Here is a 23,925-nt window from a genome sequence, read left to right on the forward strand (position 1 = left end):
CATGGCAACCGTTCCCACCCAGCCCGCCGCAGCCTGGAACGCCGACAGCGTGGCCGCGCATCGCCGCGCCGCGGGCCTCGCGGCGCTCGACCCCGCGCTGTGCGACGAGGTCGCGGCGATCCTCGAGGACCTGCGCACGGGCCTGCGCGAGATGCCCGGGCGTGCCTGGTTCGCGCTCGTTCCACCGTCGACGGAGACCGATCATGTCCATCGCTGAGACCATCGACGGCGCGGGCGTGGCGCAATTGGCCGCGCTGATCCGCCGCGGCGAGCTCGGCGCGGTCCAGCTCGCCGAACGCCGGCTGGCCGACATCGAACGCCGCGCCGCGCGCACCAACGCCTTCGTGGCCGTCGATCGCGAAGGCGCGCTGGCGCAGGCGCGCGAGGCCGACCTCGCGCTGGCGCGCGGCCTGCCCCTGGGGCCGCTGCACGGCGTGCCGATCGCGGTGAAGGACAACGTGCTGACCGCCGGCCTCGGCAGCAGCGCGGCCTCGGCCGTGCTGGCCGACGCGCCGCTGCAGGGCGAGGCGCCGCTGGTCGCGCGGCTGCGCCGGGCCGGCGCCATCGTGGTGGCCAAGACCAACATGCACGAGTGGGCCTACGGCGCGACCAACAAGGGATCGCACCATGGCGCCACGCGCAACCCCTGGGATCCGCGCGCGATCACCGGCGGCTCCAGCGGCGGCTCGGCCGCCTGCGTGGCCGACGGGCTGCTGCCGCTGGCCATCGGCACCGACACCGGCGGCTCGATCCGCATTCCCGCCGCGGCCTGCGGCATCTCGGGCATCAAGCCGGGCACCGGCCGCGTCGAAGGCGAGGGCGTGCTGCCGCTGGCCTGGAGCTTCGATGCCGCCGGGCCGATGGCGCGCAGCGCCGAGGACCTGTGGCTGGGGCTCGACGCGATGCTGCCAGGCTCGGCCAGCGATTCGTCGCGCCATGCCGCGCAGTTCCGCGAGGCGCGCGGCCGCGCCCGGCTGCGCATCGGCATGCTGGCGGGCGATGGCTTCGAGACCGCGCCCGACGTGGGCCGGGCCTTCGAGGCGGCGCTCGAGGTCTTCGGCCAGCGCGGCAGCGATCTCGTGCCCGTGGCGGTGCGCGGCATGGCGGCGGTGTTCGCGGCCTGGAAGGCCATCATGTACGCCGAGGCCAGCACTTTCCACCGTCCGCTGATGCACGATCGGGCGCAGCGCTACGCACCCGACGTGCGCGCGCTGCTGCATGCGGGCGAGAGCGTGTCGGCCGTCGACTACCTCGCGGCGCAGCAGTTCCGCGGCGCCTTCTGCGCCGCGTTCGCGCGCGACCTGGCGGGGCTCGACGCGCTCGTGCTGCCGACGCTGCCCGTGACCGCGCCGCCCTTGGCAGAATCGCGCATCGAATTCGCCGGCCGCACGACCACCGTCCAGGACGCCATGACCGCCATGCCCTGCCTCGCCAACTTCACCGGCCTGCCGGCGGTGAGCCTGCCTTGCGGCTTCGGCGACACGAGCCTGCCGGTGGGCCTCACGCTGATCGGCCATCCCGGCGGCGAGTTCGCGCTGCTCGGCCTGGCCGCGGCCTTCCAGGACGACACCGCCTGGCATGCCATGCGGCCCGGCCATGCGATGGCCACGGGTCAGGAGGAGGGCGCGCATGTCCGATGAGATCGGCGTGGGCGTGCTGTTCGCCCAGACCGGCAACATGGCCGTGACCGAGCAGGCGCTGCTGAGCGGCACGCTGGTCGCCATCGACGAGATCAACTCGGGCGGCGGCGTGGCGGGCCGGCCCATCGTGCCGATCATCGAGGACCCGGGCCCCGATCCCGCGAGCTATCGCGACATCGCGCGCCGCATGGTGCTGCACCACCAGGTGCCGGTGATCTTCGGCTGCTGCTCGTCGGCCAGCCGCAAGGCCGTGCTGCCGGTGGTCGAGCGCCACGGTGCGGTGCTGTTCTATCCCTCGGTGTACGAGGGCTTCGAGTATTCGCCCAACGTGATCTACACCGGGCCCACGCCCGCGCAGACCATCGTGCCGCTGATCAAGTACCTGTTCGCGCATCACGGACGGCGCTTCTTCCTGGTCGGTTCCGAGTACGTGTTCGCGCGCGAGATCTCGCGCATCGCGAAGGAGTTTCTGCTCGAGAGCGCGGGCAGCGTGGCGGGCGAGACCTACCTGCCCATGGGCGCGCCCGACAGCGCCTTCGCCGAGGTGGCCGAACGCATCGCCGCCGCGCGGCCCGACGTGGTGCTCAGCACCGTGGTGGGCGCCGACACCGCGCGGCTCTATGCGGCCTGCCACGCCATCGGCGCCACCTCGGCCGGGCATCCGATCGCGAGCCTCACCGCGAGCGAGGCCGAGATCGCGGCATTGAGCCCGGCCGCGCGCGCGGGCCACCTCACGGTCGCGCCCTACTTCGCGGGCATCGAGAGCCCGGCCAGCGCGCGCTTCACCGCGCTCTACGAGAAGCGTTACGGCGCCGGCCGCCGGCCCAACATGTATGCCGAGGCCGGCTACCTGCAGGTGCACCTGTTCGCGCGCGCGGTGCCGCGCGAGGGCGCGCCCGACCCCGACCGCATCGTGCGCAGCCTCGGTGGCACGCGCCATGCTTCGGCCCAGGGCGAGGTCGAGATCGACGCCGACACCAACCACACCGCGCTCAAGGCCCGTATCGGGCGCTCGCGCGAGGATGGCGGTTTCGACCTGCTGTGGGAGGATGCGTCCATCGTCCGCCCCGATCCCTACCTCGTCGCCTACGAACGGAAGATCCTCTGATGACGCCCGATCCGATCCAGCTGCGCTCCCTGCGTGACATCCGGGTCGCCGTCATCCATCCCGACGACGAGGACGCCCGCGTGCTGTGCGAGCAGCTGCGCCGCTTCGGCTGCCGCGTCACCGCGCTGTGGCCCGAGCCGAACCACCTGCCCGAGGGCACCGAGGCCGTGTTCTTCAGCATCCAGTCGGAGCGCGACGCCGCGCATCCCTGGCTGGCCGGTTCCTCGCACGCGGTGCTGATCGCGCTGCTGGCCTACGAGAACCCGGCCGTGCTCGAGGCCGCCGCGGCCGCCAACGTGCACGGCGTGCTGCCCAAGCCGATCCGTCCCTTCGGCGTGCTCGCCACGCTGTACGTCGCGCGCATGCTGTTCCGCTACGAAGAGCGGCTGCTCAACCGCATCGCCAAGCTCGACGAGACCCTGCGCACGCGCCGCATCGTCGAGCGCGCGATGAAGATCCTCGCCACGCGCCAGGGCATCTCGGAGGACGAGGCCTACGCCATCATCCGGCGCGAGGCCATGCGCAAGCAGTTGCCGGTGTCGTCGATGGCCGAGTCGATCGTGCATGCGGAAGCGATCTACGGTTTGCCGCCCGATCGCGGCGCGCCGGACCGGGCCGAGTGATGGCCCGCGCTCCCTTCGAGAGTCCGGAACGCTTCGGGCTCGATCCTTCGTTTGCGCGCGATCCTTGCGGCGGTGGCCCGTTGAGCGGCCTCGGCTTCGCCGCCAAGGAGGTGTTCGACCTCGCGGGCCACGTTACGCGCTCGGGCAATCCCGACTGGCTGCGCACGCATGCGCCGGCCACGGCCGATGCACCTGCGGTCGCGCGCCTGCTCGAGGCCGGCGCGCGGTTGCAAGGCCGAACGCTCAGCGACGAACTCGCGTTCTCGCTCGCGGGCGAAAACCTGCACTACGGCACGCCGCTGAACCCGCGCGCGCCCGGCCGCGTGCCCGGCGGTTCGTCGAGCGGCTCGGCTTCCGCCGTGGCCGCTGGCTGCGTCGACTTCGCGCTGGGCACCGACACCTCGGGCTCGGTGCGCATCCCGGCCAGCTACTGCGGTCTGTACGGACTGCGGCCCACGCATGGCGCGATCGATGCGCGTGGCGTGACGCCGCTGGCGCCGGCCTTCGACACGGTGGGCTGGTTCGCCGTGACCGCGGCGGTGCTCGAGCGCGTGGGCGCGGTGCTGCTGCCGCCGGGCGAGATACGACCATTGCGGCGCATCGTGCCGATGGCCGATGCCTTCGACGATGCCGTGCCGGGCGTGGCCGCCGCGCTGCGTCCTGCGTTGGACCGTCTGGCATCGCTGGGCCTGGCCTTCGATGCGCCCGCGCAAGGCCTGTCGCTGGCCGCTGCGGCACAGGCCTACCGCGTGCTGCAGAGCGCCGAGGTCTGGCGCACGCATGGCGAATGGTTCGAGCGCACGCGGCCGTCGATGGCACCCGAGATCGCGGCGCGGCTGCGCGCCGCGTCGCAGGTCACGGCCCGGGAGATCGAGGCCGCGCGGCGCGAGGCCGACGCGCTGCGCGCGAGGATCGACGACCTGCTCGCGCACGACGGCGTGCTGTGCCTGCCGACCGCGCCCGACGTGGCGCCGCTGCTGGGCGCTTCGGCGCAGCCCGATGCGCAGACCCGCATGCGCGTGCTGGCCCATACCTGCATCGCGGGGCTGTGCGGCTTGCCGCAGGTCAGCCTGCCGCTGGGGACGGTCGACGGGCTGCCCGTGGGGCTGGGGTTGATCGGGGGGCGGGGGAGGGATCGGGATCTGCTGGCGTTGGCTGGGCGGATCGCATCCGACGATGGGAACAAGGCGGCGAGGCTTGGTCTACATTTGGCTGAAGGCGCATCCTCCATGCCAAACATCGTTTTTGTCTTCGGCACCCTGAAAGAGGGTTACCCCAACTTCGCCACCAACCGCGGCCGCCGCATCCCCGGCGACTTCGTCACGCAGGAGCGCTATCCGCTGTACCTGATGGGCGAACGCTTCTCGCCATGGCTGGTTTTCCAGCCCGGCGAAGGGGAGCGAATCGCCGGCCAATTGTTCGAGGTCGACGACGCGGCGCTGGCGGCCATGGACCTGCTCGAGCGGGTCGGCGAGGTGGATGGCTATCGGCGTGTCCCGATCGTCGTCGAAGGCGTTGGCGATGCCGGTGGGCCGCAAAGGATCGTTCACGCCTACGTCAAGCCGCCGGCGCAATTCGACGTGGCGCAGGCGAGGCTGGGGCCGCTGGCGGAATACACGATGGCGCACGCCGGGCTCTACAGATCGCGCGCGGGTGCGCCCTGAGACCTGGGAGGCGGCCGTCGATGAGGCGTTGCACAGGCCTTGCCCGATGCGACCGCGCGGCCTTTGCTCCTACCAGCAACCGGGATCGGCCAGCACCGTGGTGCCATCGCTCCCCACGTTGGATTGAACGCCGAGTTGATCGAGCCTGAAGCTGTAGCAGGCGGTATCGTCGCGCTGGCCGCCTTTGGGCGTTGCCTGCGCGACGAAGCCTGTCGCGCCGCTCGCGACGCTGACGCTCAGGTCGTAGTAGCTCGATCCACCCGAATTCACGCTCGACGGCAGCGCGGCGTAGCCCAGGTCGGAGGCCTGGGCCGTGTATCTGTTGTTGATGCTGAAAAACTTCTCCTCGCGGCTGGCCAGGTCGAGGACGGCATTCTTGGCATCGACGCGCCGCGCCTTCCGGACATAGGCGCTGTAGGAAGGAAAGGCGATGGCGGCCAGGATCGCGACGATCGCGACGATGATCATCAGTTCGATCAGCGTGAAGCCCCGCGGCCTGCGTTGCCCGCGGACGAGCGGCATGCATGGGGCCTGTCGAGTCATGGCTTTCATGGTCAGCGCAGCTTGATCCAGGTCAGGCGCTTGCCCTTCACATTGCCCTGGGGGTCCACCTGAACCGTCGAGCCATCGCCGTCCCGGTTCTGCGTGACCAGGAACTTCTTCTTCTCGCCGGTCACGGTCCCCGGTGAACCCACGCCGCTCAGGCCGATGCCCGCGATCACCGCGTCGGCGGCGACATTCGCACCGGTGGTCGCGCTCTTGAAGTAGGAGCTCGACGGTGCACCGCCCGTGTCCGGCGAGATGGCCATGGTGTAGCCGGATGCGGGTTGCTGTTCGCACGACAGCACCTGCGTCGTGGCCGGGATCGTGGTGTTCACGACGAACAGGCCGTCGACGAAGATGGGGTTGTAGACGATCTGTTCCTTCGCCCCCGTGAGCGCGAGCTTCCATCCGAACCTGGCATTGCCGGAGCCGCAGGCCGGGCGGCCTTTCCAGCACACAGCGTTCCGGGTCACGGTGCGCGCGCCGAAGATGTCGCCATTGGCGTAGGCGACATCGGACATCGTCTGTGCCGTCAGGTCCGCGTCGGTGAATCGTTGAGGCGCTGCGAGCGAGACATAGCGCCGGGAGGACTTGGCATTCCATGTGCCCATGTCCCAATCCCAGACGCCGTAGATCGACTGGCCCGCGGGTTCGGGAACCGCCGCCGCGGTCAAGGTCTGTGGAAGGATCTGTCCCGTGCCGAAACTCACGACGATGCGATCGAGGTCGTTGCCGTCCGAGCTGGCGATCACCGTGGGGCGCGTGGTGATGGGTTGGCCCGACGGGGTGGTGAACAGCGCGGAATCTCCCGCCGCCCAGCGGGCCGGATCGTTGCTCGTCAGATCGAAGCGCCAGAGATTGCCTCGCGCGTCGCCGGCATAGACATAGTCCGTGACGTGATCGCCGTCCAGGTCGGCGGAGGTCAGCTGCACGATGCCGTTTCGCATGGTCACGGCCGTGCCTGCGAGTGCCGCTCCCGCGCTGGTGGGCAGGAAGCGGAAGCTCTTGCCGCCGGTGTTCTGGTCGACGGTCATCACGTAGATGCCCGCCTTGCCGGACTTGCTGTTGAGACCGTTGCCGAAGATCACGGCCCAGTGTCCGTCGTGCAACCGACGGATGATCGGCGTTCCGTAGATGCTGCCCAGGCTGTCCCGGCACATCGATGCGATCGAGTCGCCGGTGCAGTTCAGGTTGGCCGAGTTCCACTCGCCCAGCACGATGCCGGCCGCGTTGGCTTCGGCGAAGTTGCCCGGATCGGTGATCTCCAGCGCGAAGAGCGTGCCGGTGGCGATGCTCGTCTTGTCGCCGATCACGCCGGCGGCGTTGCCGCCCGCGCCCAGGCCGCCCACCAGCCACGTATGCCATGCGCCCTGGTAGTAGAGGTCGCCCGTGCCCGGTGTGGCATCGACATAGGCGTTGTGCGCGTACTGTGTCGACGAGAAATCCAGCGCGGGCGTGCCGGCCGAATAGATGGTCTCGACGACCCGGGCCGGCATGTAGGCGAGCAGTTCGCGCCCGTCGTTGGCGGCATCCTTGTCGAAGGAGCCATCCGCCTTGTAGGCGCCGGCGCGGAAAGCGTGCATGAAGCCGTCGTTGGCGCCGGCGTAGACCACGTTGGTCCGCGCGGCATTCCCTGCCGAGAACGCGGCGTAGCTCGTGCCTTCCGGCGGCTGCGCGCTCGGATAGAGCCTGTCCTGCCACCGGCCTTCGTAGGGCGAGCTGGGCGGTCCGACCCAGGCCGGGCTCGCGTTGACGATGTCGCCCAGCACCCCGGTGCGTTTCCTGAACTTGCCCGTGGTCGGTGTCTGGATCTCGTCGCTGCGCACCCCGCGCAGATAGTTCAGTCGCGTCGAACTGGTCGCGCTCGCCGCCGATGCATCCAGCGCGGACTTCTGCGTGGCGGAGAGGCTGCCCCATTGCAGCGCGATACCGGTGCTGCCGTTCCAGCTCAGCAGGCCGCGGTTCGCCGAGGCCTGCGCATCGCCGCTGGTCTTGTTCGTGGCACCGCATGCACCGCCCGTGAGGACGCAGCTGGCGTCCCAGTTGGCCACGGGGTTGATCGACACGATGTCGGTCGACGGATCGAGCACCAGGTTCCTGGCCGCGAGCTGGCCCCACCAGTTCTGCGGGTTGTAGTAGGCCAGGTAGACCTGCGATCCGACCTGCACCTTGGCGGATTGCTGGGCATTCAATCCCACCGAACTGGCGGACGTCCCGATCTGTGCCGCCTTGAAGCACATGATCTCGTGGACATTGCTGCCCAGTCCCGTGCCCGCACTGAAGCCGAACCGGAAGCTGGCGGGAAGCGGACCGTTGTTGTCGGTGATCTTGTACTTGTCGAAAACCGTCTGCGAAACGCCGCCGTTGATGCTGTAGAGGAAACTGAGGAAGCCGTCCTGCGTGATTCGCAGGGAGTAGGTGATCGGCCTGGCGCTGCTGCGCTTGGGCACGCTCGTGGCTTGCTGGTTGGCGATCACCTCGCCGACATCCTTGTGTGTCAGGTACGGATAGTTGTAGGTCAGCTTGGTGCTCGTGTTCCGGATCGTTCCAGTCTGGCAGGTCGTCTTGACGGCGGATTCCCGCTGGCTGGCGCTGAGGCTGGTGGGATAGGAGGCCTTGGTCGTGGCGTTCGTGGAGAGATCGGCGAAGTTCGTGCTGCCGGCGCCCCGAACGGTGATGCGCCCCGCGCCGAAGCCGGGCCCGGTGTTGGTGTTGTCGCCCGAATTGGAGAAGTTTCCGTACTCGTCGATGCCGATCCCGATGTAGCCGCCGCGCACGCCGTCGTATTGCGGATTCCCGTTGGAGCAGCTGTAGCCCAGGCTGCCCCCCAGGCCGCCGATGCTGGGCGGAAGCGCGCCGTCGGCCAGAAAGAAGCTGATGCCGTCTGCACCGTGGTTGTTCAGGTTGTCGCCGCCGTACGTCACGGTCTTGAAGGTGACGTCCAGGCCCTGGCTGACCGGAAAGGTGAAGTTGGAGACGACGGCGCCGGATTGGTAGTCGCCGTTCGAGCCGCTGGTCGTGTCGCCGTTGGTCAGGCGAAGCGCGCCGTTGCCCATGCTGTCCGGCATGGCGCCGTCCTTGCCGCCGACCAGCGTGTTGCTCTTGTAGTAGACGCCTTTGTCCTTGAGGTTCTTGCAACCGGGAATCTTCGTGGCGCCGCCGGGATCCTGGTTGCCCGCGGTGAGACAGGCACCGTTGAGGCTGATCCAGTCGTACGAGGAAGAGGTCCCGCTCAACGTGTCGCTGATGACGAGTTGCGCCTGTGCCGCGTGGATGAAGGCGGCGCCCGCCAGCAGCATGGCCGGACGGACCGCGCGCTCGATGGACGTGAACCCGAATGTCTTCATAGCCCTCCCAGGTCGAGTGTCCGGGCCGATATCGCATAGGTGCTCTGCACCACGCTGATGGTCGAGGCGACGCCGCCATATGCGGCGCCGGTCACGCGGTAGATCGATTGCCTGGGGTCGGGCCCGAGGCCGAGGTACTGGATGTACAGGCCCGGACCCCCGGCGTAGTTCACGTCGCCCGCGACACCCGCGCTGCCGGCGATCAGGCCGCCGCCGGGTTTCACGACCAGCTTCGGCGGCGCATAGCTGACCCGGTTCGCCCACGGGACCGCGGCCGGTGTCGCGAGCGCGGCCGTGCAGACGCGCATGTTGCTGGCGGTGTTGCCGTCGACGATGCCTTCGCACGCACCGCCGGCTCCCCGAAGATCCTGCGCGAGCCACCATTCGCCGTACCGGACGGCGCTTTCGGCCGCATGGAACGACCGCTCCTTCTCGAGGGTGTTGCCCGCGATCTTCTCGTGGAGCCCCGTGCTGCGGTACATCGCGACAGCCAGCAGGGTGATGACGAGAAGGATGAACAGGCAGGTCACCATCACCACGCCCGCGTGCTGGCGCCGCGAGCGCGAGGCGCGGGTTCGGGGGCGGGTCGTCGAGGACCGGGGTGGCCGGATCATGATCTGTTCATCAGGTCGATGGTCTGCACGACCGGGAAGGCCAGCGGCACGGGCTTGCCCGGCAACGACTTGGTCGTGTCGAGGAACCAGACCGACACCCGGACCGTGTGGACGCCGCCCCAGAGGCCGGCGGCCTGGACCGCCGACGCGGGCAGATAGGTATCGAGGGCACCATCGCCGTCGGTGTCCGTTCCGTAGGCCACGCTCATCCTGTCGATGTTGCCGCTCAATACCTGGGGGCTGCCGTTGCCCACGGTGCAGGTCAATTCGCTGTTCGCATTGACGGCGAAATAGTTCGAGAACACGGCGGTCTCCTGGGTCGTATTGGTGCCGCCCAGGCAATTCATCAGGCCGTCGTTGCGGGCGGTCTGGTATTGCACGGCGATGGTGTCGCCATTCGATCCCCGTCCTTTTCCGTCCCCGGTACCGACCACCGGCTGGCCGGCCTCGAAGGCGTTGCTGCCGCCGTCCTCGCGCGAGACCGTGGTTGCCGGCAAGGCAGTCGCGGCGGTGTCCTTGGTGGGATCGACGAAGTAGCCGGCCGACTGCAGGGTGGTCGTGATCAGGGTCAGCGCGAGCCGCTCGCTGTCCTGCAGTTGCGCCAGGTTGTCCTGGGCGGCGGAAGTCGCCCGCACGTTCAGGTAGATGCTCGCCACGGCCAGTACCAGGAACAACGCGATCACGATGGCGACCATCAGCTCGACGAGGCCGATGCCGGTCTGCCGCGTCGGCAGGGAAGCGGGAGAGGTGCGGCGAGTCGCGGACGCACGGTTCATCAGGGCTTGACGTGGAGGGTGTACGAACGCGTTCCGCCGGTGGCGGTGCTGTCGGAGACGGAAGCCTTCGTCGAGGCCACGTACTTCTCGACCCACTTCACCGTGATGGTGCAGGTCACCGGCTCGCCGCCGGGGCTGCAACCCACCGTGGCCTCGTAGCTTGGCAACAGGTCGTTCATGTGGATGGCCCATTGCTGCAGATCGGACAAGGCCAGCTGGGCTGCCGTGCACTGCGGCGCCGGCGGTGCCCGGTCCGCATCGCAACTCGCCGCCGTGGCGGGGGCCGTGCCGGTGCCGTTCGCGATCGAGCTTCCCTTGATCGTCACGCTCGCGGGGGCGCTGGCACTCGCCCAGTAGGCACGGTTGCCTTGCAAGGTGCCGGCCAGGCTGGCCGCCTGCAGCGCCACCACCGACCGCGAGGATGCGACGTGGGTATCGGACAGCGCCAGTGCCTGCATCTTCGCGAATCCGAAGATTCCGATCGACACCAGGAGGATCGAGATCAGCACCTCCAGCAGCGTGAAGCCGGCCTGCGCGCCTCGGCCGCGGGCCGCTTCCACGGCCCTCATGCGCAACCGCCTTCGTTCGCACGGAGAACCTTCTGGTGCCCGGCGAAGTTGATCTGCACGCAGCGGGTCGCGGAATCGTTGACCGGCGAGGTGCGCAGCGTGAGGAGCGCACTCGCGCTGGCCGGCAATCCGATCGCCAGACCATCCCTGCCATACGTGATGGCGCCAATGCCCGTGCTCGCGGTGAAGCTGTCGCTGCCCTTCCAGGCAGCCTGCACGCGCAGTACCTGCTCGGCGGTTCCGTCCTCGTCCCGTGTCCCGTTGCTGTCCGGATCCGCGAAGATGATCCATCCCGTGTTCCAGGTGGCGCGGCCGATGCACGACCTGCCGTCGGACGACGCACAGACCGTCACTGGAATGCCTTGTCGAATTGCTTCGGAGCGGGCGAATTGCAGATCGCCGACAAATGCATTGATTCGTGTCGCCACGCGATTGCGCTGCAACATGTCGAGAAGCGATGGCGCCGCCATCGACGCCAGGATCCCCAGCACGACAAGAACCGTCATCAATTCGATGAGCGTCACTCCGCCGCTCTTGCGGGGGCCATTGCCACTGGGGCGATCGGTGCAAAGGGGCTTCGAAAGCCGGGCGCGGAGAAACAAGCGAGTCCCTCGTTCACGTCGAAGTTCAGGGACGGCATGCACCCGGACCTGTCAACAAGTAACGTCGGTAATGCCGTGTTGCGATTGTCGAGCAATGGAACCGAATTGCGCCTGTGTCGCCGGGACGGAGGTCTATTTGTTAATGTTATGTATCCAATTGCCGATGAAGCCATCGCAATGTTTTGGCCTCCGAGGCGCGCTCGGCCTGATCGCGATCGGGGTTCGGGAGGCCGGCCTGACGCCGTTCAAGCGGCCGCGGCGATCGCTCGCTGCCGCGGCAGCCGCGTGAACGCGAACGCCGCCAGGAAGGCCCCGATGCCCAACGCGAACGCGCCGATGAAGAGCCACGCGTAGCTCGAGTACGTGTCGTAGATCAGCCCGCCCAGCACGGGGCCCAGCGCCATGCCGAGGCTGCTGGCCATCGTGGTGCTCCCGATCACCGTTCCCATCATGCGCAGCGGGAAGTTGTCGCGCGCGATCACCGCGAACAGCGGCATCACGCCCGCGTAGGTGAATCCGAACAGCGCGGCCACCGTGTAGAAGCTGCCCAGCTGCCGCGCGAACACGTAGCCCAGCACCACGATCGCCTGGGCCAGCAGCGCCAGCACCAGCACGCGCGCCGCGCCGAAGCGATCGCCCAGCAGCCCGAAAACGAGCCGGCCGCCGAGGCCCGCGAGCCCTTCCATGCTGTAGATCGACACGGCCGCCATCAACGGAATGCCGCAGGTGACCGCATAGCTCACGGTGTGGAAGATCGGCCCCGAGTGGGTGGCGCAACTCAGGAAGCTGGTCAGCACCAGGATCAGGAAGGGGGGCGAGCGCAGCGCCTGCGCGACGGACAGCGACGATTCGCGCGAGGCCTCCGGTGCCGCGGCGGAGGCGGCTTGCTGCAACGCGGGCGGACGACGCACCAGCAGGGCCAGCGGAATCATGGTGACCGCCGCCAGTGCCGCGATGAGCTGCAGCGCGCCGCGCCAGTCGTGCGTCTGGACCAGCCATGCGGCCAGCGGCGACATGGTCATCGGCGCCACGCCCATGCCGGCCGACACCAGCGACACCGCCAGGCTGCGATGCGTGTCGAACCAGCCGGTCACGCAGGCCATCATCGGCGCGAAGATCGCCGCCGCGCCGATGCCGACGACCACGCCGAACAGCAGCTGGAAGGCGAGCAGCGATGTCGCGAGGCTGGCCAGTGCGAGCCCGAGGGCGAGCAGCACGGCGCCCGCCAGCACCACGAGGCGCGGGCCCACGCGGTCGCTGAGGGAACCCCAGGCGATGCTGCCGAGCGCCAGCGCCACGAAGGCGAGCGTCATCGCGGTGGAGATGCCGGTGCTCGACCAGCCGGTGTCCTGCGCGATCGGCCGCAGGAACACCGGCAGCGAGAACAGCCCGCCGATCGCCACGCAGCCGAGGGCGCCGCCCGCGGCCACGATGATCCAGCGGTAGTGGGTGCGCAGTGCATCGGGCCAGGAAGTCATGGTGCGTCCTCGAGGGGTTCAACGAGGCCTCAGGTTACCCCCGTGCGCGCGGTGGGGGGAGTAACAAACATGGCGCGATTGGCGGCGTCAATCGCCGAAGCGGATCCGGCTTGCCTGGGCGAAGCCTGCGGCCCTATCGGCGCTGCTGGGGCGTGCCGCCTTGCGTGGTGCGGCGCTTGAGGCTCCCGTCCTTGTTCCGGCGACGCTCGTCTCGCGTCTGCGCGCGCTCGAGGTGTCGAGGTCGCTGCACTTCGGGGACTACGGCGGGCTGCCGTTGAAGCTGATCTTGGGGGCGCTCGATCTGGTCACGATCGTGGTGCTGGCCAGCGGGGTGTACCTGTGGGTAACGAGGCGCTTGCGGCGAGCTGATCGCCTTGCCGCAAGGCCTGCCTCGTACGAGCGATCAGCGCTCGATCAACCCGATTTCCAGATAACCCGCGGCACCCGGAACGCGCGGTCCGACCCGGGCGAAGAGCTGCGGGCTGTACGCCATGAAGTAGCTCGTGGGGGTGGTCAGCGCGTAGTTGAGGCCCAGCGCGAAGGGAAGCACCGGCACTGGCGCGAGGGCGTAGAACTGTCCGACAAAGGCTGTCGTTTCCAACGCTGCACCGTCGAGGCCGATGGCGTTGCGGGCGTAGCCACGCACCACGTCGCCGGTGGGAAGGCCCGGGCCCGCCGAACTCTGACGTGCGAGCGTGTAGTCGATCAGCACCCGGCTCACCGGCTTCGTCACCGAGCTTCCCCACGAACCATCCGTGGCCGCGCCGTAGGCGGTGATCACGGACGTCGGCAGGCTGCTGCTGATGTTGAGACCGATGCGGAATCGGAACGCGTTGGCCGACGGCTTCTCGGCTTCCAGATAGGCCCTGTCGTTGTCGAACTTCACCACGCTGAAGTTGTGGGCGTCTCCGGGATCGGCGTTATTGACGGCATGCCACGCACCGTCGGTCGCGCCCTTGGACACCGAGTAGGTCTTGAGGGAGGCGGGCGGGCAGCTGTCCACGCTGTAGATCACGTCATCCGTGCAGACCTCGAGCTTGGTGCCCTGGCTGGAAATCCTGAGGCTGTTGATCGAAGAGTCGGCGGTCGTTCCAGCCATGCTGGTTCCGAAGCCGTTGAAACTGCCATCGAGATCCGTGGCCGACTTGATCGGTGCGCGCGATGCGACGAAAGGACGCACGGCGGTCGTTCCGCCCGGCATCGCGAACGGATACCCGCCCACGACGATGTGGTCGGAGACCAAGGACACCCGGAAGCGTGCGTTGTTGGTCGAGCCGCCGGTGCGAGCGTTGGAGAAAACGAAGGTGTCGCTCGAGGTCGCGTCCGCGCCGATCGCGCCTGACTCCGCGACCCCGGCCGCATCGGTCATCTTGTAGGTCTTGCGGTTGAAGTCCAGCTTCAGCGTCTGCTGCGCACCGTTGGTCGCAAACACCTGGTAGTCGCCATTGCGGCGGTCCTGCGGAGTGATCCGCAGCTGGAGGTCGATCTTGCTCGACGCCGATGCACCGGCCGCTTTCGCGGTGATCGTGTAGGAGCCCGAGTCGTTGGTGGCGCTGACGATCTGTCCCGACCACTTCCTCGGCGAAGTCTGCAGATCGGCGACAGTCACCGTACCCACCGTCGTGTCGACGGTGGGGCTCGTATTGCTGACGCCGCTCCATGTCACGTCCTGGTCCGCGGAGATTTCGACCGCGTCGCCGGCCGTCAAGACGAGGGTCTGGCCCTGAGTCACGGCATTCGGCCCTTGCCCGTTGATCTTGATCTCCAGCTTCAGTGGCGACGTGGGGGTTGGCGTGTCGGTTCCACCGGGCGCCGGCGGTTGCGACGGCGGTGCCACGGACCCAGGTCCTATCGGAAAGCCCCCACCGCCTCCGCCCCCGCCCCCACCACCGCCACATGCAGTGACGACAACCGCAACTGCGGTGCAGATCGCAGCGCCGCGCAGGCGCGACAACCCCTCCCAAACTGGGCCCATGATCTCTCTCCTCCTCGTTAATGGAGAAGTGATCATAAGACCGCGTTCGCTGTTCTTCGCGCCACTGTGTTGCGACCGACTGACGAACTTCCAGAAGAAGTCGCTGGCATGACCAAAGACTCCTTCGTTGGTGGCTTGACAACACGGACGTACTCGGATTGCGAGCGCCGCAGCGGACGCTAACCGTCGATGCGTATCCGGTTCGCCTTCGCAATGCGCCCCCACTTCTCGAACTCGCTGCGCGAGATCGCGCCGAACTGCTCGACCGAATTGCCCACCGGCACCAGCCCCAGCTCGGTGAGCTTGCGCTGCACCTCGGGGTTGCGCAGGATCTTCACCAGCTCCTGGTTGTAGCGCGCGACGATGGGTTGGGGCGTGGCGGCCGGCACGTAGAAGCCCTGCCAGCCGTCGCCGTCGTAGCCGGGCAGCAGCTCGGCCACGGCCGGCACCTCGGGCAGCAGCGCGCTGCGCCTGGGGCTCGTCACCGCGAGCGCGCGGAGCTTGCCGCTGCGCACCAGCGGGATCGCCGTGGTCGCGGGCTCGAAGGCGATCGGCATCTGGCCGGCCATCACGTCGGCCAGCGGGCTGCCCTTGTAGGGCACATGCACCATCTGCACGCCGGCCATGTTGTTCATCATCTCCATCACCACGTGCGGGCCCGAGCCCACGCCGAGCGAGCCGTAGTCGATCGAGCCCGGCTTCGCCTTGGCGCGCGCCAGCAGGTCGCGCAGGCTGGCATCGGGCTGGCCCGGGCCGGTGATCAGCACGTAGGGCACCAGCGCGACCTGCGTCACGGGCGCGAAGTCGCGGAAGGTGTCGTAGGGCAGCTTGGCGTAGACGTTGGGGTTGATCCCCATGATCGAGTTGACGGTCATGAAGAGGGTGTAGCCATCGCCGGGACTGCGCGCCGCGACCTCGGCGCCGATGATGCCGGCCGCGCCGGCGCGGTTGTCGATGACGATCGGCTGCCCGAGCGCCTGGCCCAGCGGCTCGCTGAGGATGCGCGCCACCACGTCGGGCGACACGCCGGCCGAGAACGGCACGACGAGCTTGATCGGCTTGGCGGGCCAGGCGGCCTGCGCGAAGGCCGCGCGGCCCGTGGTGGCGGCCAGGGCCGCGAGGCCCAGGCGCTGGAGCGCGAGGCGCCGGGAACGAGAGACGGGCATGGGGAACTCCTCAGCGTGGGTCGATGCAGGTGTGATGGGTGTGGTCATTGCAGCCAGTCGCGCATGCGCTCGACCAGCAGCTCGGCCTTGACGATGTGCGGGTAGTGGCCGCCCTGCGCCTGCGCGAGATGGCGAGCCTTCGGATAGCGCGCCCGCACGCGGGCACGGGTCGCGGGCGCGATGATCGCGTCGTCCTCGCACTCGAAGACCACGGTGTTGGCGATCGCATGCGGTGCCGGCAGCTCGCCCGCGCCTGCCACCTGGCGCAGCCGCCCATGGAAGTCCGAAGCGGGCAGGCCGGCATGCAGCATGTGCAGCTGCACCGCGCGCAGCAGGTCGTCGGGCCGCGCGCGCAGCGTCTGGTCCCAGCGCGCGATCACGGTGGCGCTGTCGCTGGCCGCGAGCCAGAGCGCATCGAACAGCGGATGCTGCGCCACGTCACGTCCGTCGACGAAGGTGTTGCCGAGCCACAGCGCCGTCACCCGGCCAGGGAAACGCAACGCGAAGGCCTGCGCCCACCAGGCGCCGTACGACGAGGCCCAGAGTGCGACCGCGCCGGTGCGCCGTTCGCGCAGCAGTTCCTCGAGCCCGAGCGCGAGCAGCTCGGGCGCGACGCCGCCCGGGTAGGTGATGCTCAGCACGCGGCGCTCGGCGGCGAAGGCCTGCGCGATGCGCCAGGCGCTGTCGCCGCTGCCCAGCGCGCCCGGCAGCAGGACCAGCGGCGGCGGCTCGGCGGTGGCCGTGTCGCCGCGCGCGCCGCTGTCGCGCAGCGACCAGGACAAACCCCGCGTGTCGGTGAAGCGGTGCAGGGGCTGCGCGGCGACGAAGCGGCGCAGGGCCTCGGGCATCGCGGGCAGGTCTTCGGCGATCGTTGTCATGCGGTGGGCCGTCGCGCGCATCAGGCCAGCAGGCCCTCTTCGCGCAGCGTCTTCTTTGCTTCTTCGGTGAAGTCCGCCTCGGGCGCGTTGCCGCCGATCACGAACATCAGGAAGTGCGTCTTGCCCGGCTCCTCGTGCGTGATGTTCTCGAAGCGGCGGTTGACGCCGGCCGGGAACGAGAAGATGTCCCACGGCCCGACGTCGAAATACTCCTCGCGGCCGTCGAGCTCCCACGAACAGCGCCAGCGGCCCGTGAGCGGCATGAAGGTCTCGTTGGTGTCGTGGTTGTGCATCATCGGGCCCTTGCCGGGCTTCGCTTCGCAGAAGCCGAGGTTGAAGCCCTCGCTGATGCGGATGGCGGCGTTCTCGGCCGCCTGCGCGCCGACCGGCGAGACCACCTCGTCGCCGCCCTTGCCGCGCGGCGGCTGGAAGCCCACCGCGTTGTAGAGCTTGCGCTCGGCGCTCGGATGGCGGCTGTCGGGCAGCCCGCCGTCGAAACCCTTGAGGTCCTTGAAGTAGGCGACGCGCTGGCGCATCTCTTCGCGGGTGACACGGATCTGGGGAATGGCCATGGCGATCTTTCTGGCGGAGTGAATAATGGCCACCAGTATTCGAGGCCGCGGCCGCGCGGTCCATCGAAGCCGCCGATGCCCGGCATCGCGTTCGTGATGATCCATGCGGGTTTACCCGCCTGCGCCCCCGCTATCGCCTCCGATGAAGCTGCAAGACCTCGACCTGAACCTGCTGCGTGCCTTCGATGCGCTGATGCGCGAGCGGCACGTCACGCGCGCGGGCGAGCGGCTCGAGATGAGCCAGTCTTCGATGAGCGTGTCGCTCGCCAAGCTGCGCGACCTGCTGGGCGACGAGCTGCTGATGCGCGCCGGCACCGGCTGGATGCCGACCGAACTCGCGCTCGTGCTGTGGCCGCGCGTGCAGGAGGCGATCGCCGCGCTCGAGCGCCTGACCGAGCCCGTGCGCTTCGACCCCGCGACCTCCACGCAGGTGTTCCGGCTCATCGTCATCGACTACATCGACCTGCTGATGATGCCCTCGGTCATGCGCCGCATCCGCCAGGAGGCGCCGGGCGTGCGGGTGCACATGCTGCAGACCAACCCGCACCACTTCGGCGAGATGATGGCGGCCGGCGAGCTCGACCTGGCGCTGACCTACTTCCCGAACGCGCCCACCTACGTCAAGGGCCGCAAGCTGTTCTCCGACCGCTTCCTGGGCCTGGCCGCGCGCTCGCACCCCGTGCATGGCGCGGCGCTCGACGTGCCTTCGTTCTGCGCGCTGCCGCACGTGACGATCGAGCCCGATGCCTCGCAGATCTACAACGTGCAGATCGATGCCGCACTCGAGCCGCACGGCCTGCGCCGGCGCGTGCAGATGATCAAGCCGAGCTTCCTCGCGCTGCCCTTCGTGCTCGAGACCTCCGACATGGTGGCCAGCGTGCCGGCGCGGCTCGCGCGCCGCATGTCGCGCATGGCCGAGGTGGAGGCTTTCGACCTGCCGCTGGACCTGCCGCTGTTCGACGTGCGCATGGTCTGGCATCCGCGCACCGACCACTCGCCGGCGCACGAGTGGCTGCGCGAGCTGATGCTGGCTTGCGCGCGCGACGCCTGAGCCGCGCTCCGGGCGATGCTCAGCCGACGGTGCCCGGGCGCGGCGCGCCGGACGCCGGCAGGGCCACGGCATCGCCGACCCGCTTCAGCAGGTCGTCCACCTCCCAGTGATCGTCCGCATGCTGGCCGTACTTGCAGGCCACCACGCGGCCCCGTGCGTCGATCAGGAAGTCCGCCGGCAGGCCCTGGATGCCGTTCTCGGCCTTGCGGTAGAAGCGGCCGGTGGACAGCACCCAGCGCAGCCCGCTCCAGAACACCCCGGGATGCAGCACCGCGCGCCACGAGGTCTCGACGCCATAGGCGCGGTAGTACCGCTTCGTCGGATCCGCGATGCAGTCGAAGGGAAGCTGGGCCTGGTACTCGAGCATCTCCTCGGGCGACGAATGGAAGAAAACGATCTGCCGCACGCCGGCCGCGGCGATCTCCGGCTGGCGCAGGCTCATCGTGCGCAGGTGGAAGTTGCACACCGGGCAGCCGGCGAAGCGGCGGAACTGCAGGTGCAGGTAGGGCGCGCCGTCGCTCGGGATGCGGACGGACTGGCCGAGGATCGTCCGGGCAACGAGTGCCAGCGCGATGGAACCCGGGGTGAGCTTCATGTGATTCCTTGCTGGAAGGCGGTGAAAGATTCAAATACGTACGATGTACGTAAACGACTATAATCGTCCCGTCCGAAGAAAGTCAATGGAGCAGCGATGGGCCGACCCGCCAGATTCACGCATGCGCAATTGCAGGCTGCCGCCCTGCGCTTGCTCGACAGGGAGGGCCTCGCCGGTCTCTCGATGCGCTCGCTCGCGGCCGAACTGGGCACGGGTGCGATGACGCTCTACAACTACGTGCCGCAGCGCGAGGCGATCGATCTGCTGGTGATCGAGGCGGTGCTCGCCGAGGTGGCCTGGGATCGCGGGCCGTACGCCGCATGGGCCGACGAGGTGCGCGCCATCGCCACCGCGCTGTGGCGCGCGGTGCGTGCGCATCCCCACGCGATTCCGCTGATCCTGACCCGCCGCAGCCGAGCACCGGCGGCCTTCGAGGTGGCCGAGGCGCTGCTGGCCGCGTTGGCGCGCAGCGGCCGTTCGGACACGCGGTTGCTGGTGGCCTTCCGGGCGATCTCCGCGCTGGTTACGGGCATGGCGCAGGCCGAGCTGGCGGGTCCGCTGTCGCTGCAGGCGGCGGAATCGGCCGAGGACACCATTGCGCGCTTCCGCGCGCTACCGGCCGATCGCTTTCCACAACTGATCGGCGTGGCTTCCGCCGCGATGCGGAGCACGGCGGAGGATGAATTCCAGGCGAGTCTTCAGTTGTTGCTGGCGGGGTTGGAAGCGGGTTGAGTGTGCGGGCACCGCGGCCAACGGGGCCAGTCATCAGCGCTCATTCCAGCCACAGTAGCGAATGGTCGGATGTTTCATGAGCTTCCCCGCCTTCGGCGTGTTGCACGCCGTCGTTGGCCGAGCGCTTCCGCCTGCGCCATCTGCGCAATGGTTTGGCGCTTGAGAACGAAAAGATCTTCGAGTTCGTCCACCAGCCCGAGCGCGTACACCGTGCGAACCAGGGTCTCCAATGAAGACTGGCCGCTGCTTTCCAGCTTGCGCAGCGCGCCCAGCGAAAGCCCCGCCATCTGCGCCAGCTCAAGCTGGGGGAGTTCTTGAGCAAGCCGCTGAGCACGGATGCGCTGGCCCAGGGCTTGGAGGATCTCAGTGGCGAGCGCCAGGCCAAATGCCATTTTCCTGATCCTTGACCGGATTAAAGAGTGCCAAATGCCATTCTTGTAGGTGTTGCGCATCGAGCTTGGCATCCACGAGGCTCTGGCAGCGTCGGGCAGAGATCTTCAGGGGTGCATGAGCCCGAGGTCCAGGTTTTTCCAGGAAATACCTCCAAGCATCTCGATGCTCGTCGGAACGGTCTGGCGTCGGGCGGGCGTTTGGCCTACGCCAATGTCGGGCCGTCGCTGTACGCGGCATGGATGGGAAGGGGCGAGTCTTGTTTTGGAGCAGATTCCTCCATCATCGAACAAGCAAAGGATTTCCCATGACCATCCAACCGCACACCACCCAGGCTTCGAATGAACCGAATGGCGATGCGCTCACGCCGCTGGAGATCTCTCAAGCTGTCTTGGAAGGCGAGGAAAACCCCAACACTGCACGCGCTATCACCCCGCTGGAACGCGCCGCCTCGGGCACGTCGGCGAAGCCCGAGCGCCAGCGCTCGGCCCTCGGCCGCGCGCTGCACAGTCCCGCCGTTGCCTGGGGCGGCGCCGCCCTGACGGGCCTTGGCCTGATAGCGGCGCTGGTCTATGCGCGCCGCTCGCCGCCCTCGCGTTGGCAAGCGCTCCAGGCGCTGCCTTCGAAGGTGCTGCCGTTCAAGGCGCGGGCGGTGAAGGCCGTGCCCTTGAAGTCGCAGCCTTTGAAGGCGCTGCGGTCGTTCAAGATCTGAGGCTGGTCGCTGGACGCACTCAGTGCGTTCGCGGCGCAGCATGACGCAACCGGTAGTCGCGCGGCGTCATGCCGTGCCGGCGCCGGAACGCGGCCGTGAAGCGCCCGTGGCATTCCCACCCGGCCTCGGCCGCCACTGCCTGCACGCCGAGTTGCGTGTCGCGCAGCAGCCGCGCCGCGAGCGCGAGCCGTTCGTCGACGAGCAGGCCATGCACTGAAAGCCCCGCGGCCGCGCGCACCTGCGCCTGCAGCCGGGTCGTGCGCAGGCCGACGCGCCGCGCGAGTTCGTCGACCGACCAGGCGCGTGCCGGCGCCTCGCCGACCAGCGCGCGCAGCCGGCGCACCGTGGCCTCGGCGTCGTCGGCGCCTTCCTCGGCGCCCGAGCGCGCGGGACGCAGCAACTGGTGCAGGTCGAGCAGCACGCAGGTCAGCAGCTCGGTGGCGCGCGCATGGAACAGCGGCACGAAGGCCGGCTGGTCGGCGGGTTCGTCGCGGATGCGCGCGAGGCAGTCGCGCACGCGCGGCGTGAGCGCCGCGTTGCACAGCACGCGGCCGTCGTCGCGGTCCACCAGCTCGGCCATCTGCCGCGCCGGCAGTTGCACGCCCAACGCCTGCAGCCAGCGCGGCAGCAGCGCGCGGCGCAGCCGGAACTGCACGAAGTTGTTGCGGCAGGCACCCGGGATGTGGATCAGGTAGCCGCCGTCGCGGTTGGGCGTGCGCAGCAGCGCGCGGTCGACGCGGAAGTCGAGCGCGCGGCCCTGCGCGCTGCCGATCTGGCCCGTGACGTGGCCGGCCAGGAAGAAGGTGACCAGCAGTTCGTCGCCAGGCGGCAGCTGCACGTGCAGGTCGTCGTTGAGTCGGAAGTCGAAGTACAGCGCGCTCGCGCCCTCCCAGGGCGTGGTGCGCAGCCGCAGGATGCGGCCGCCGTCGCGCGGCCAGCGCACCTCGCGGCTCGCGCCGTCATGCAGGCCCGCGAGCGCGAGCGGCCGCTCGACCGGCAGCCGCACCAGGGCGGCGTTGAAGTCGTCCTCGGGCAGCGCACCCGGGGGCATGGCCGGGAGCAGCGACGGGATCGGCACAGTCTGCGAGCGGATCGGCATAGAAAACCCTGCCCTGCGGCGTTAGCGTTGCAACACTTTGATCGAGCGCGGAGTTTAGGTATGAATGTGCGACGTGTCTGCCGGTTTCTGGGGCTTGCGGCGGCCTCCCTGGCGCTGGTGCTGCCGACGTTGTCGGCGGCCCAGGCCGCCTGGCCCGTGCGGCCGATCCGGTTGGTGGTGCCCTTCGTGGCGGGTGGCGGCGCCGACGTGACTGCACGGCTCATCGCAGCGAAGTTGCAGGAGCGGCTCGGCCAGCAGATCGTGGTCGACAACAAGCCCGGCGGCAACACGCTGATCGGCGCGCAGGAGCTGATGAAGGCGCAGCCCGACGGCTACACGCTGCTGTGGTCGATCGACCAGACCTTCGTGCTCAACCCCTCGCTCTACAACCGCCTGCCCTACGACCCGCGCAAGGACTTCACGCCGGTGGCGCTCGCGATCACCTCGCCCAACGCGGTGATCGTGCGCGCCGGCGTGCCGGGCGCGGTGGCCGACGTGCACGAGCTCGTGAAGCGCGCCCGGGCCGAGCCGGGCAAGGTCAACATCGGCGCGGCGGCGATCCTGTCGCAGATGGCGCTCGAGGAGTTCAACCGCAGCGCCGGCATCCAGAGCACGCGCGTGCCCTACAAGGGCAGCGCCGAGGTTGCGCAGGCCACGGTCGCGGGCGACATCGACGCCGCCTTCGACGGTATCGCACCCTATGTGCAGTTCGCGAAGGCGGGCCGCGCGAAGATCCTGGCCTTCGCGTCGTCGCGGCGCTTCTCGGGCCAGCCCGAGGTGCCCACGCTCGAGGAGCTGGGCTACAAGGGCGTGGACTTCTCGGTCTGGTTCGGCATCGTCGGGCCCCGAGGACTGCCGCCCGAGATCGTGGCGCGCGTGAGCGAAGGCGTGGACTGGGCGCTGCATCAACCCGACGTGGTCGAGAAGCTGCTGGTGTTCGGTTTCGAGCCGGCCGCCCAGACCGGGCCGCAGGCGCTCGCGACGCGCATCGACGCCGACCTCGCGCGCTATGCGCCGGTGATCCGCCGGCTCGGCTTCAAGCTCGACTGAGGGCCTTCCCATCATGAAAGTCGCGGGCCTGATCGGAGGCGTCGCGTGGCCCTCCACGCTCGGCTACTACAAGCTGCTCAACGAAGGCGTGCAGCGCGAACTCGGCGGCCTGCACTCGGCGCGCTGCGTGATCGTGAGCCTGGACTTCGCCTGCATCCACGCGGCCATGGCCGCGGGCCGGCCGGCCGATGCGCGCGCGCAGATGGAGACGGCCGCGCGGCAGGCGCGCGCCGCGGGCGCCGAGCTGATCGCGATCCTCGCCAACACCGGCCATTTCGCGGCCGACGAGGTACAGGCCGCGGCCGGCGTGCCGCTGGTGCACGTGGCGCGCGAGACCGGCGATGCCGTCGCCGCCGAGCGACCGGGCCTGCGCCGTCTGGGTGTGCTGGCCACCAGCTTCGCGCTCGACGCGCCCTTCTTCGGCCGCCTGCTCGGCGAGGGCACGGGCTTCGAACTGGTGCTTCCCGACGCGGCCCAGCGCCGCACCCTCGATGCCGCGATCTTCGGGCCGCTGGCACGCGGCGAGGCCGGCCGCGACGAGGGCCTGATGGTCTCGACCTTGTGCAACGCGTTGGTGGCGCGCGGCGCCGAGGGCGTGGTACTGGGCTGCTCCGAACTGAGCTACGCCAGGCCGTGGCTGCGCTGCCGCGCACCGATCTTCGATGCGACCGAGATCCATGCGCGCGCCATCGTGCGCGAGATGCTGTGCGCCTGATTTTTTTCTTCCCTTCGTTCATTCCA

At 69.1% G+C, this 23,925-nt stretch carries 24 protein-coding genes and 1 pseudogene; 11 read left to right on the forward strand and 14 right to left on the reverse strand.

Annotated features, from left to right (window positions below; all coding sequences use genetic code 11):
• Position 1 precedes the first annotated feature (1 nt).
• The 5 genes from AC1HIL_RS38200 to AC1HIL_RS38220 are packed head-to-tail and all read left to right on the forward strand — an operon-like array spanning position 2 to position 5,035.
• On the forward strand, positions 2-217 hold the full coding sequence (locus AC1HIL_RS38200; RefSeq protein WP_479668578.1) for a hypothetical protein: 216 nt from the start codon (positions 2-4) through the stop codon (positions 215-217).
• Complete coding sequence (locus AC1HIL_RS38205) at positions 204-1,640, forward strand: amidase (RefSeq protein ID WP_479668577.1); 1,437 nt, start codon at positions 204-206, stop codon at positions 1,638-1,640. Before AC1HIL_RS38200 ends, AC1HIL_RS38205 begins: the two co-directional genes overlap by 14 nt.
• Positions 1,630-2,748 carry a transporter substrate-binding domain-containing protein gene (locus AC1HIL_RS38210; RefSeq protein WP_296787004.1) on the forward strand — a complete coding sequence of 373 codons (1,119 nt, stop codon included), beginning with the start codon at positions 1,630-1,632 and terminating at the stop codon, positions 2,746-2,748. The genes AC1HIL_RS38205 and AC1HIL_RS38210 overlap by 11 nt, the downstream gene beginning before the upstream one ends.
• Positions 2,748-3,371 (forward strand): ANTAR domain-containing response regulator, encoded by a 624-nt coding sequence (locus tag AC1HIL_RS38215; RefSeq protein ID WP_296731569.1) that lies wholly within the window; start codon positions 2,748-2,750, stop codon positions 3,369-3,371. The genes AC1HIL_RS38210 and AC1HIL_RS38215 overlap by 1 nt, the downstream gene beginning before the upstream one ends.
• Complete coding sequence (locus tag AC1HIL_RS38220; RefSeq protein WP_479668576.1) at positions 3,371-5,035, forward strand: amidase; 1,665 nt, start codon at positions 3,371-3,373, stop codon at positions 5,033-5,035. The genes AC1HIL_RS38215 and AC1HIL_RS38220 overlap by 1 nt, the downstream gene beginning before the upstream one ends.
• Positions 5,036-5,104: 69 nt before the next feature.
• Here the strand turns inward: AC1HIL_RS38220 and AC1HIL_RS38225 are convergent, their stop codons facing one another.
• The 7 genes from AC1HIL_RS38225 to AC1HIL_RS38255 form a co-directional block, all read right to left on the reverse strand.
• Positions 5,105-5,557 (reverse strand): type IV pilin protein, encoded by a 453-nt coding sequence (locus AC1HIL_RS38225; protein WP_479668575.1) that lies wholly within the window; start codon positions 5,555-5,557, stop codon positions 5,105-5,107.
• Positions 5,558-5,589: 32 nt separating this feature from the next.
• Positions 5,590-8,925 carry a pilus assembly protein gene (locus AC1HIL_RS38230; protein WP_479668574.1) on the reverse strand — a complete coding sequence of 1,112 codons (3,336 nt, stop codon included), beginning with the start codon at positions 8,923-8,925 and terminating at the stop codon, positions 5,590-5,592.
• Positions 8,922-9,539: a pilus assembly PilX family protein gene (locus AC1HIL_RS38235; protein ID WP_479668573.1), complete on the reverse strand. Its 618-nt coding sequence runs from the start codon at positions 9,537-9,539 to the stop codon at positions 8,922-8,924. Before AC1HIL_RS38235 ends, AC1HIL_RS38230 begins: the two co-directional genes overlap by 4 nt.
• Positions 9,536-10,315 (reverse strand): PilW family protein, encoded by a 780-nt coding sequence (locus AC1HIL_RS38240; RefSeq protein WP_479668572.1) that lies wholly within the window; start codon positions 10,313-10,315, stop codon positions 9,536-9,538. The genes AC1HIL_RS38235 and AC1HIL_RS38240 overlap by 4 nt, the downstream gene beginning before the upstream one ends.
• Entirely contained in the window at positions 10,315-10,884 is a 570-nt protein-coding gene (gene pilV / locus AC1HIL_RS38245) for a type IV pilus modification protein PilV (protein ID WP_413764806.1), read from the reverse strand. Before pilV ends, AC1HIL_RS38240 begins: the two co-directional genes overlap by 1 nt.
• On the reverse strand, positions 10,881-11,528 hold the full coding sequence (locus AC1HIL_RS38250; protein ID WP_479668571.1) for a GspH/FimT family pseudopilin: 648 nt from the start codon (positions 11,526-11,528) through the stop codon (positions 10,881-10,883). The genes pilV and AC1HIL_RS38250 overlap by 4 nt, the downstream gene beginning before the upstream one ends.
• A 203-nt stretch (positions 11,529-11,731) precedes the next feature.
• Positions 11,732-12,964 (reverse strand): MFS transporter, encoded by a 1,233-nt coding sequence (locus AC1HIL_RS38255; protein ID WP_479668570.1) that lies wholly within the window; start codon positions 12,962-12,964, stop codon positions 11,732-11,734.
• A gap of 217 nt (positions 12,965-13,181) precedes the next feature.
• Here AC1HIL_RS38255 and AC1HIL_RS38260 point away from each other — a divergent pair.
• Positions 13,182-13,320, forward strand: a pseudogene (locus AC1HIL_RS38260) (PepSY domain-containing protein); the annotation flags it as partial.
• Positions 13,321-13,367: 47 nt separating this feature from the next.
• Here the strand turns inward: AC1HIL_RS38260 and AC1HIL_RS38265 are convergent.
• The 4 genes from AC1HIL_RS38265 to AC1HIL_RS38280 all read right to left on the reverse strand — a co-directional run bounded on the left by AC1HIL_RS38265 (position 13,368) and on the right by AC1HIL_RS38280 (position 17,555).
• The gene (locus AC1HIL_RS38265) at positions 13,368-14,801 is read right to left on the reverse strand and encodes a hypothetical protein (RefSeq protein WP_479668569.1); all 1,434 of its coding nucleotides are present in this window, start codon (positions 14,799-14,801) and stop codon (positions 13,368-13,370) included.
• 317 nt (positions 14,802-15,118) lie between these two features.
• A complete protein-coding gene (locus tag AC1HIL_RS38270) occupies positions 15,119-16,105 on the reverse strand; it encodes a tripartite tricarboxylate transporter substrate binding protein (protein WP_479668568.1) in 987 nt (328 codons plus the stop codon).
• A gap of 44 nt (positions 16,106-16,149) precedes the next feature.
• On the reverse strand, positions 16,150-16,983 hold the full coding sequence (locus AC1HIL_RS38275; protein WP_479672808.1) for an alpha/beta fold hydrolase: 834 nt from the start codon (positions 16,981-16,983) through the stop codon (positions 16,150-16,152).
• Between the two features lie 20 nt (positions 16,984-17,003).
• Positions 17,004-17,555: a cupin domain-containing protein gene (locus AC1HIL_RS38280; protein ID WP_209542178.1), complete on the reverse strand. Its 552-nt coding sequence runs from the start codon at positions 17,553-17,555 to the stop codon at positions 17,004-17,006.
• 142 nt (positions 17,556-17,697) lie between these two features.
• Between AC1HIL_RS38280 and AC1HIL_RS38285 the strand changes: the two genes are divergently transcribed.
• Positions 17,698-18,606 carry a LysR family transcriptional regulator gene (locus AC1HIL_RS38285; protein ID WP_208512720.1) on the forward strand — a complete coding sequence of 303 codons (909 nt, stop codon included), beginning with the start codon at positions 17,698-17,700 and terminating at the stop codon, positions 18,604-18,606.
• Positions 18,607-18,625: 19 nt separating this feature from the next.
• On the opposite strand, the gene AC1HIL_RS38290 is transcribed toward AC1HIL_RS38285, so the two are convergent.
• The gene (locus AC1HIL_RS38290; protein ID WP_479669633.1) at positions 18,626-19,201 is read right to left on the reverse strand and encodes a peroxiredoxin-like family protein; all 576 of its coding nucleotides are present in this window, start codon (positions 19,199-19,201) and stop codon (positions 18,626-18,628) included.
• A gap of 96 nt (positions 19,202-19,297) precedes the next feature.
• Here AC1HIL_RS38290 and AC1HIL_RS38295 point away from each other — a divergent pair, with 96 nt between their 5' ends.
• On the forward strand, positions 19,298-19,933 hold the full coding sequence (locus tag AC1HIL_RS38295; RefSeq protein WP_057590036.1) for a TetR/AcrR family transcriptional regulator: 636 nt from the start codon (positions 19,298-19,300) through the stop codon (positions 19,931-19,933).
• 74 nt (positions 19,934-20,007) lie between these two features.
• On the opposite strand, the gene AC1HIL_RS38300 is transcribed toward AC1HIL_RS38295, so the two are convergent.
• Positions 20,008-20,385, reverse strand: a complete 378-nt coding sequence (locus AC1HIL_RS38300; protein WP_479669632.1) for a helix-turn-helix domain-containing protein — start codon at positions 20,383-20,385, stop codon at positions 20,008-20,010.
• 245 nt (positions 20,386-20,630) lie between these two features.
• Here AC1HIL_RS38300 and AC1HIL_RS38305 point away from each other — a divergent pair, with 245 nt between their 5' ends.
• On the forward strand, positions 20,631-21,035 hold the full coding sequence (locus tag AC1HIL_RS38305; protein ID WP_261206297.1) for a hypothetical protein: 405 nt from the start codon (positions 20,631-20,633) through the stop codon (positions 21,033-21,035).
• Positions 21,036-21,054: 19 nt separating this feature from the next.
• Here AC1HIL_RS38305 and AC1HIL_RS38310 read toward each other — a convergent pair whose 3' ends face one another.
• A complete protein-coding gene (locus tag AC1HIL_RS38310; RefSeq protein WP_479672809.1) occupies positions 21,055-22,134 on the reverse strand; it encodes a helix-turn-helix transcriptional regulator in 1,080 nt (359 codons plus the stop codon).
• Between the two features lie 60 nt (positions 22,135-22,194).
• On the opposite strand from AC1HIL_RS38310, the gene AC1HIL_RS38315 reads away from it, so the two are divergent.
• Entirely contained in the window at positions 22,195-23,184 is a 990-nt protein-coding gene (locus tag AC1HIL_RS38315; RefSeq protein ID WP_422098674.1) for a Bug family tripartite tricarboxylate transporter substrate binding protein, read from the forward strand.
• A 13-nt stretch (positions 23,185-23,197) separates the two neighbouring features.
• Positions 23,198-23,899: an aspartate/glutamate racemase family protein gene (locus AC1HIL_RS38320; protein ID WP_296740814.1), complete on the forward strand. Its 702-nt coding sequence runs from the start codon at positions 23,198-23,200 to the stop codon at positions 23,897-23,899.
• Positions 23,900-23,925 lie beyond the last annotated feature (26 nt).

The sequence above is a fragment of the Variovorax sp. ISS6 genome, from assembly GCF_056523145.1.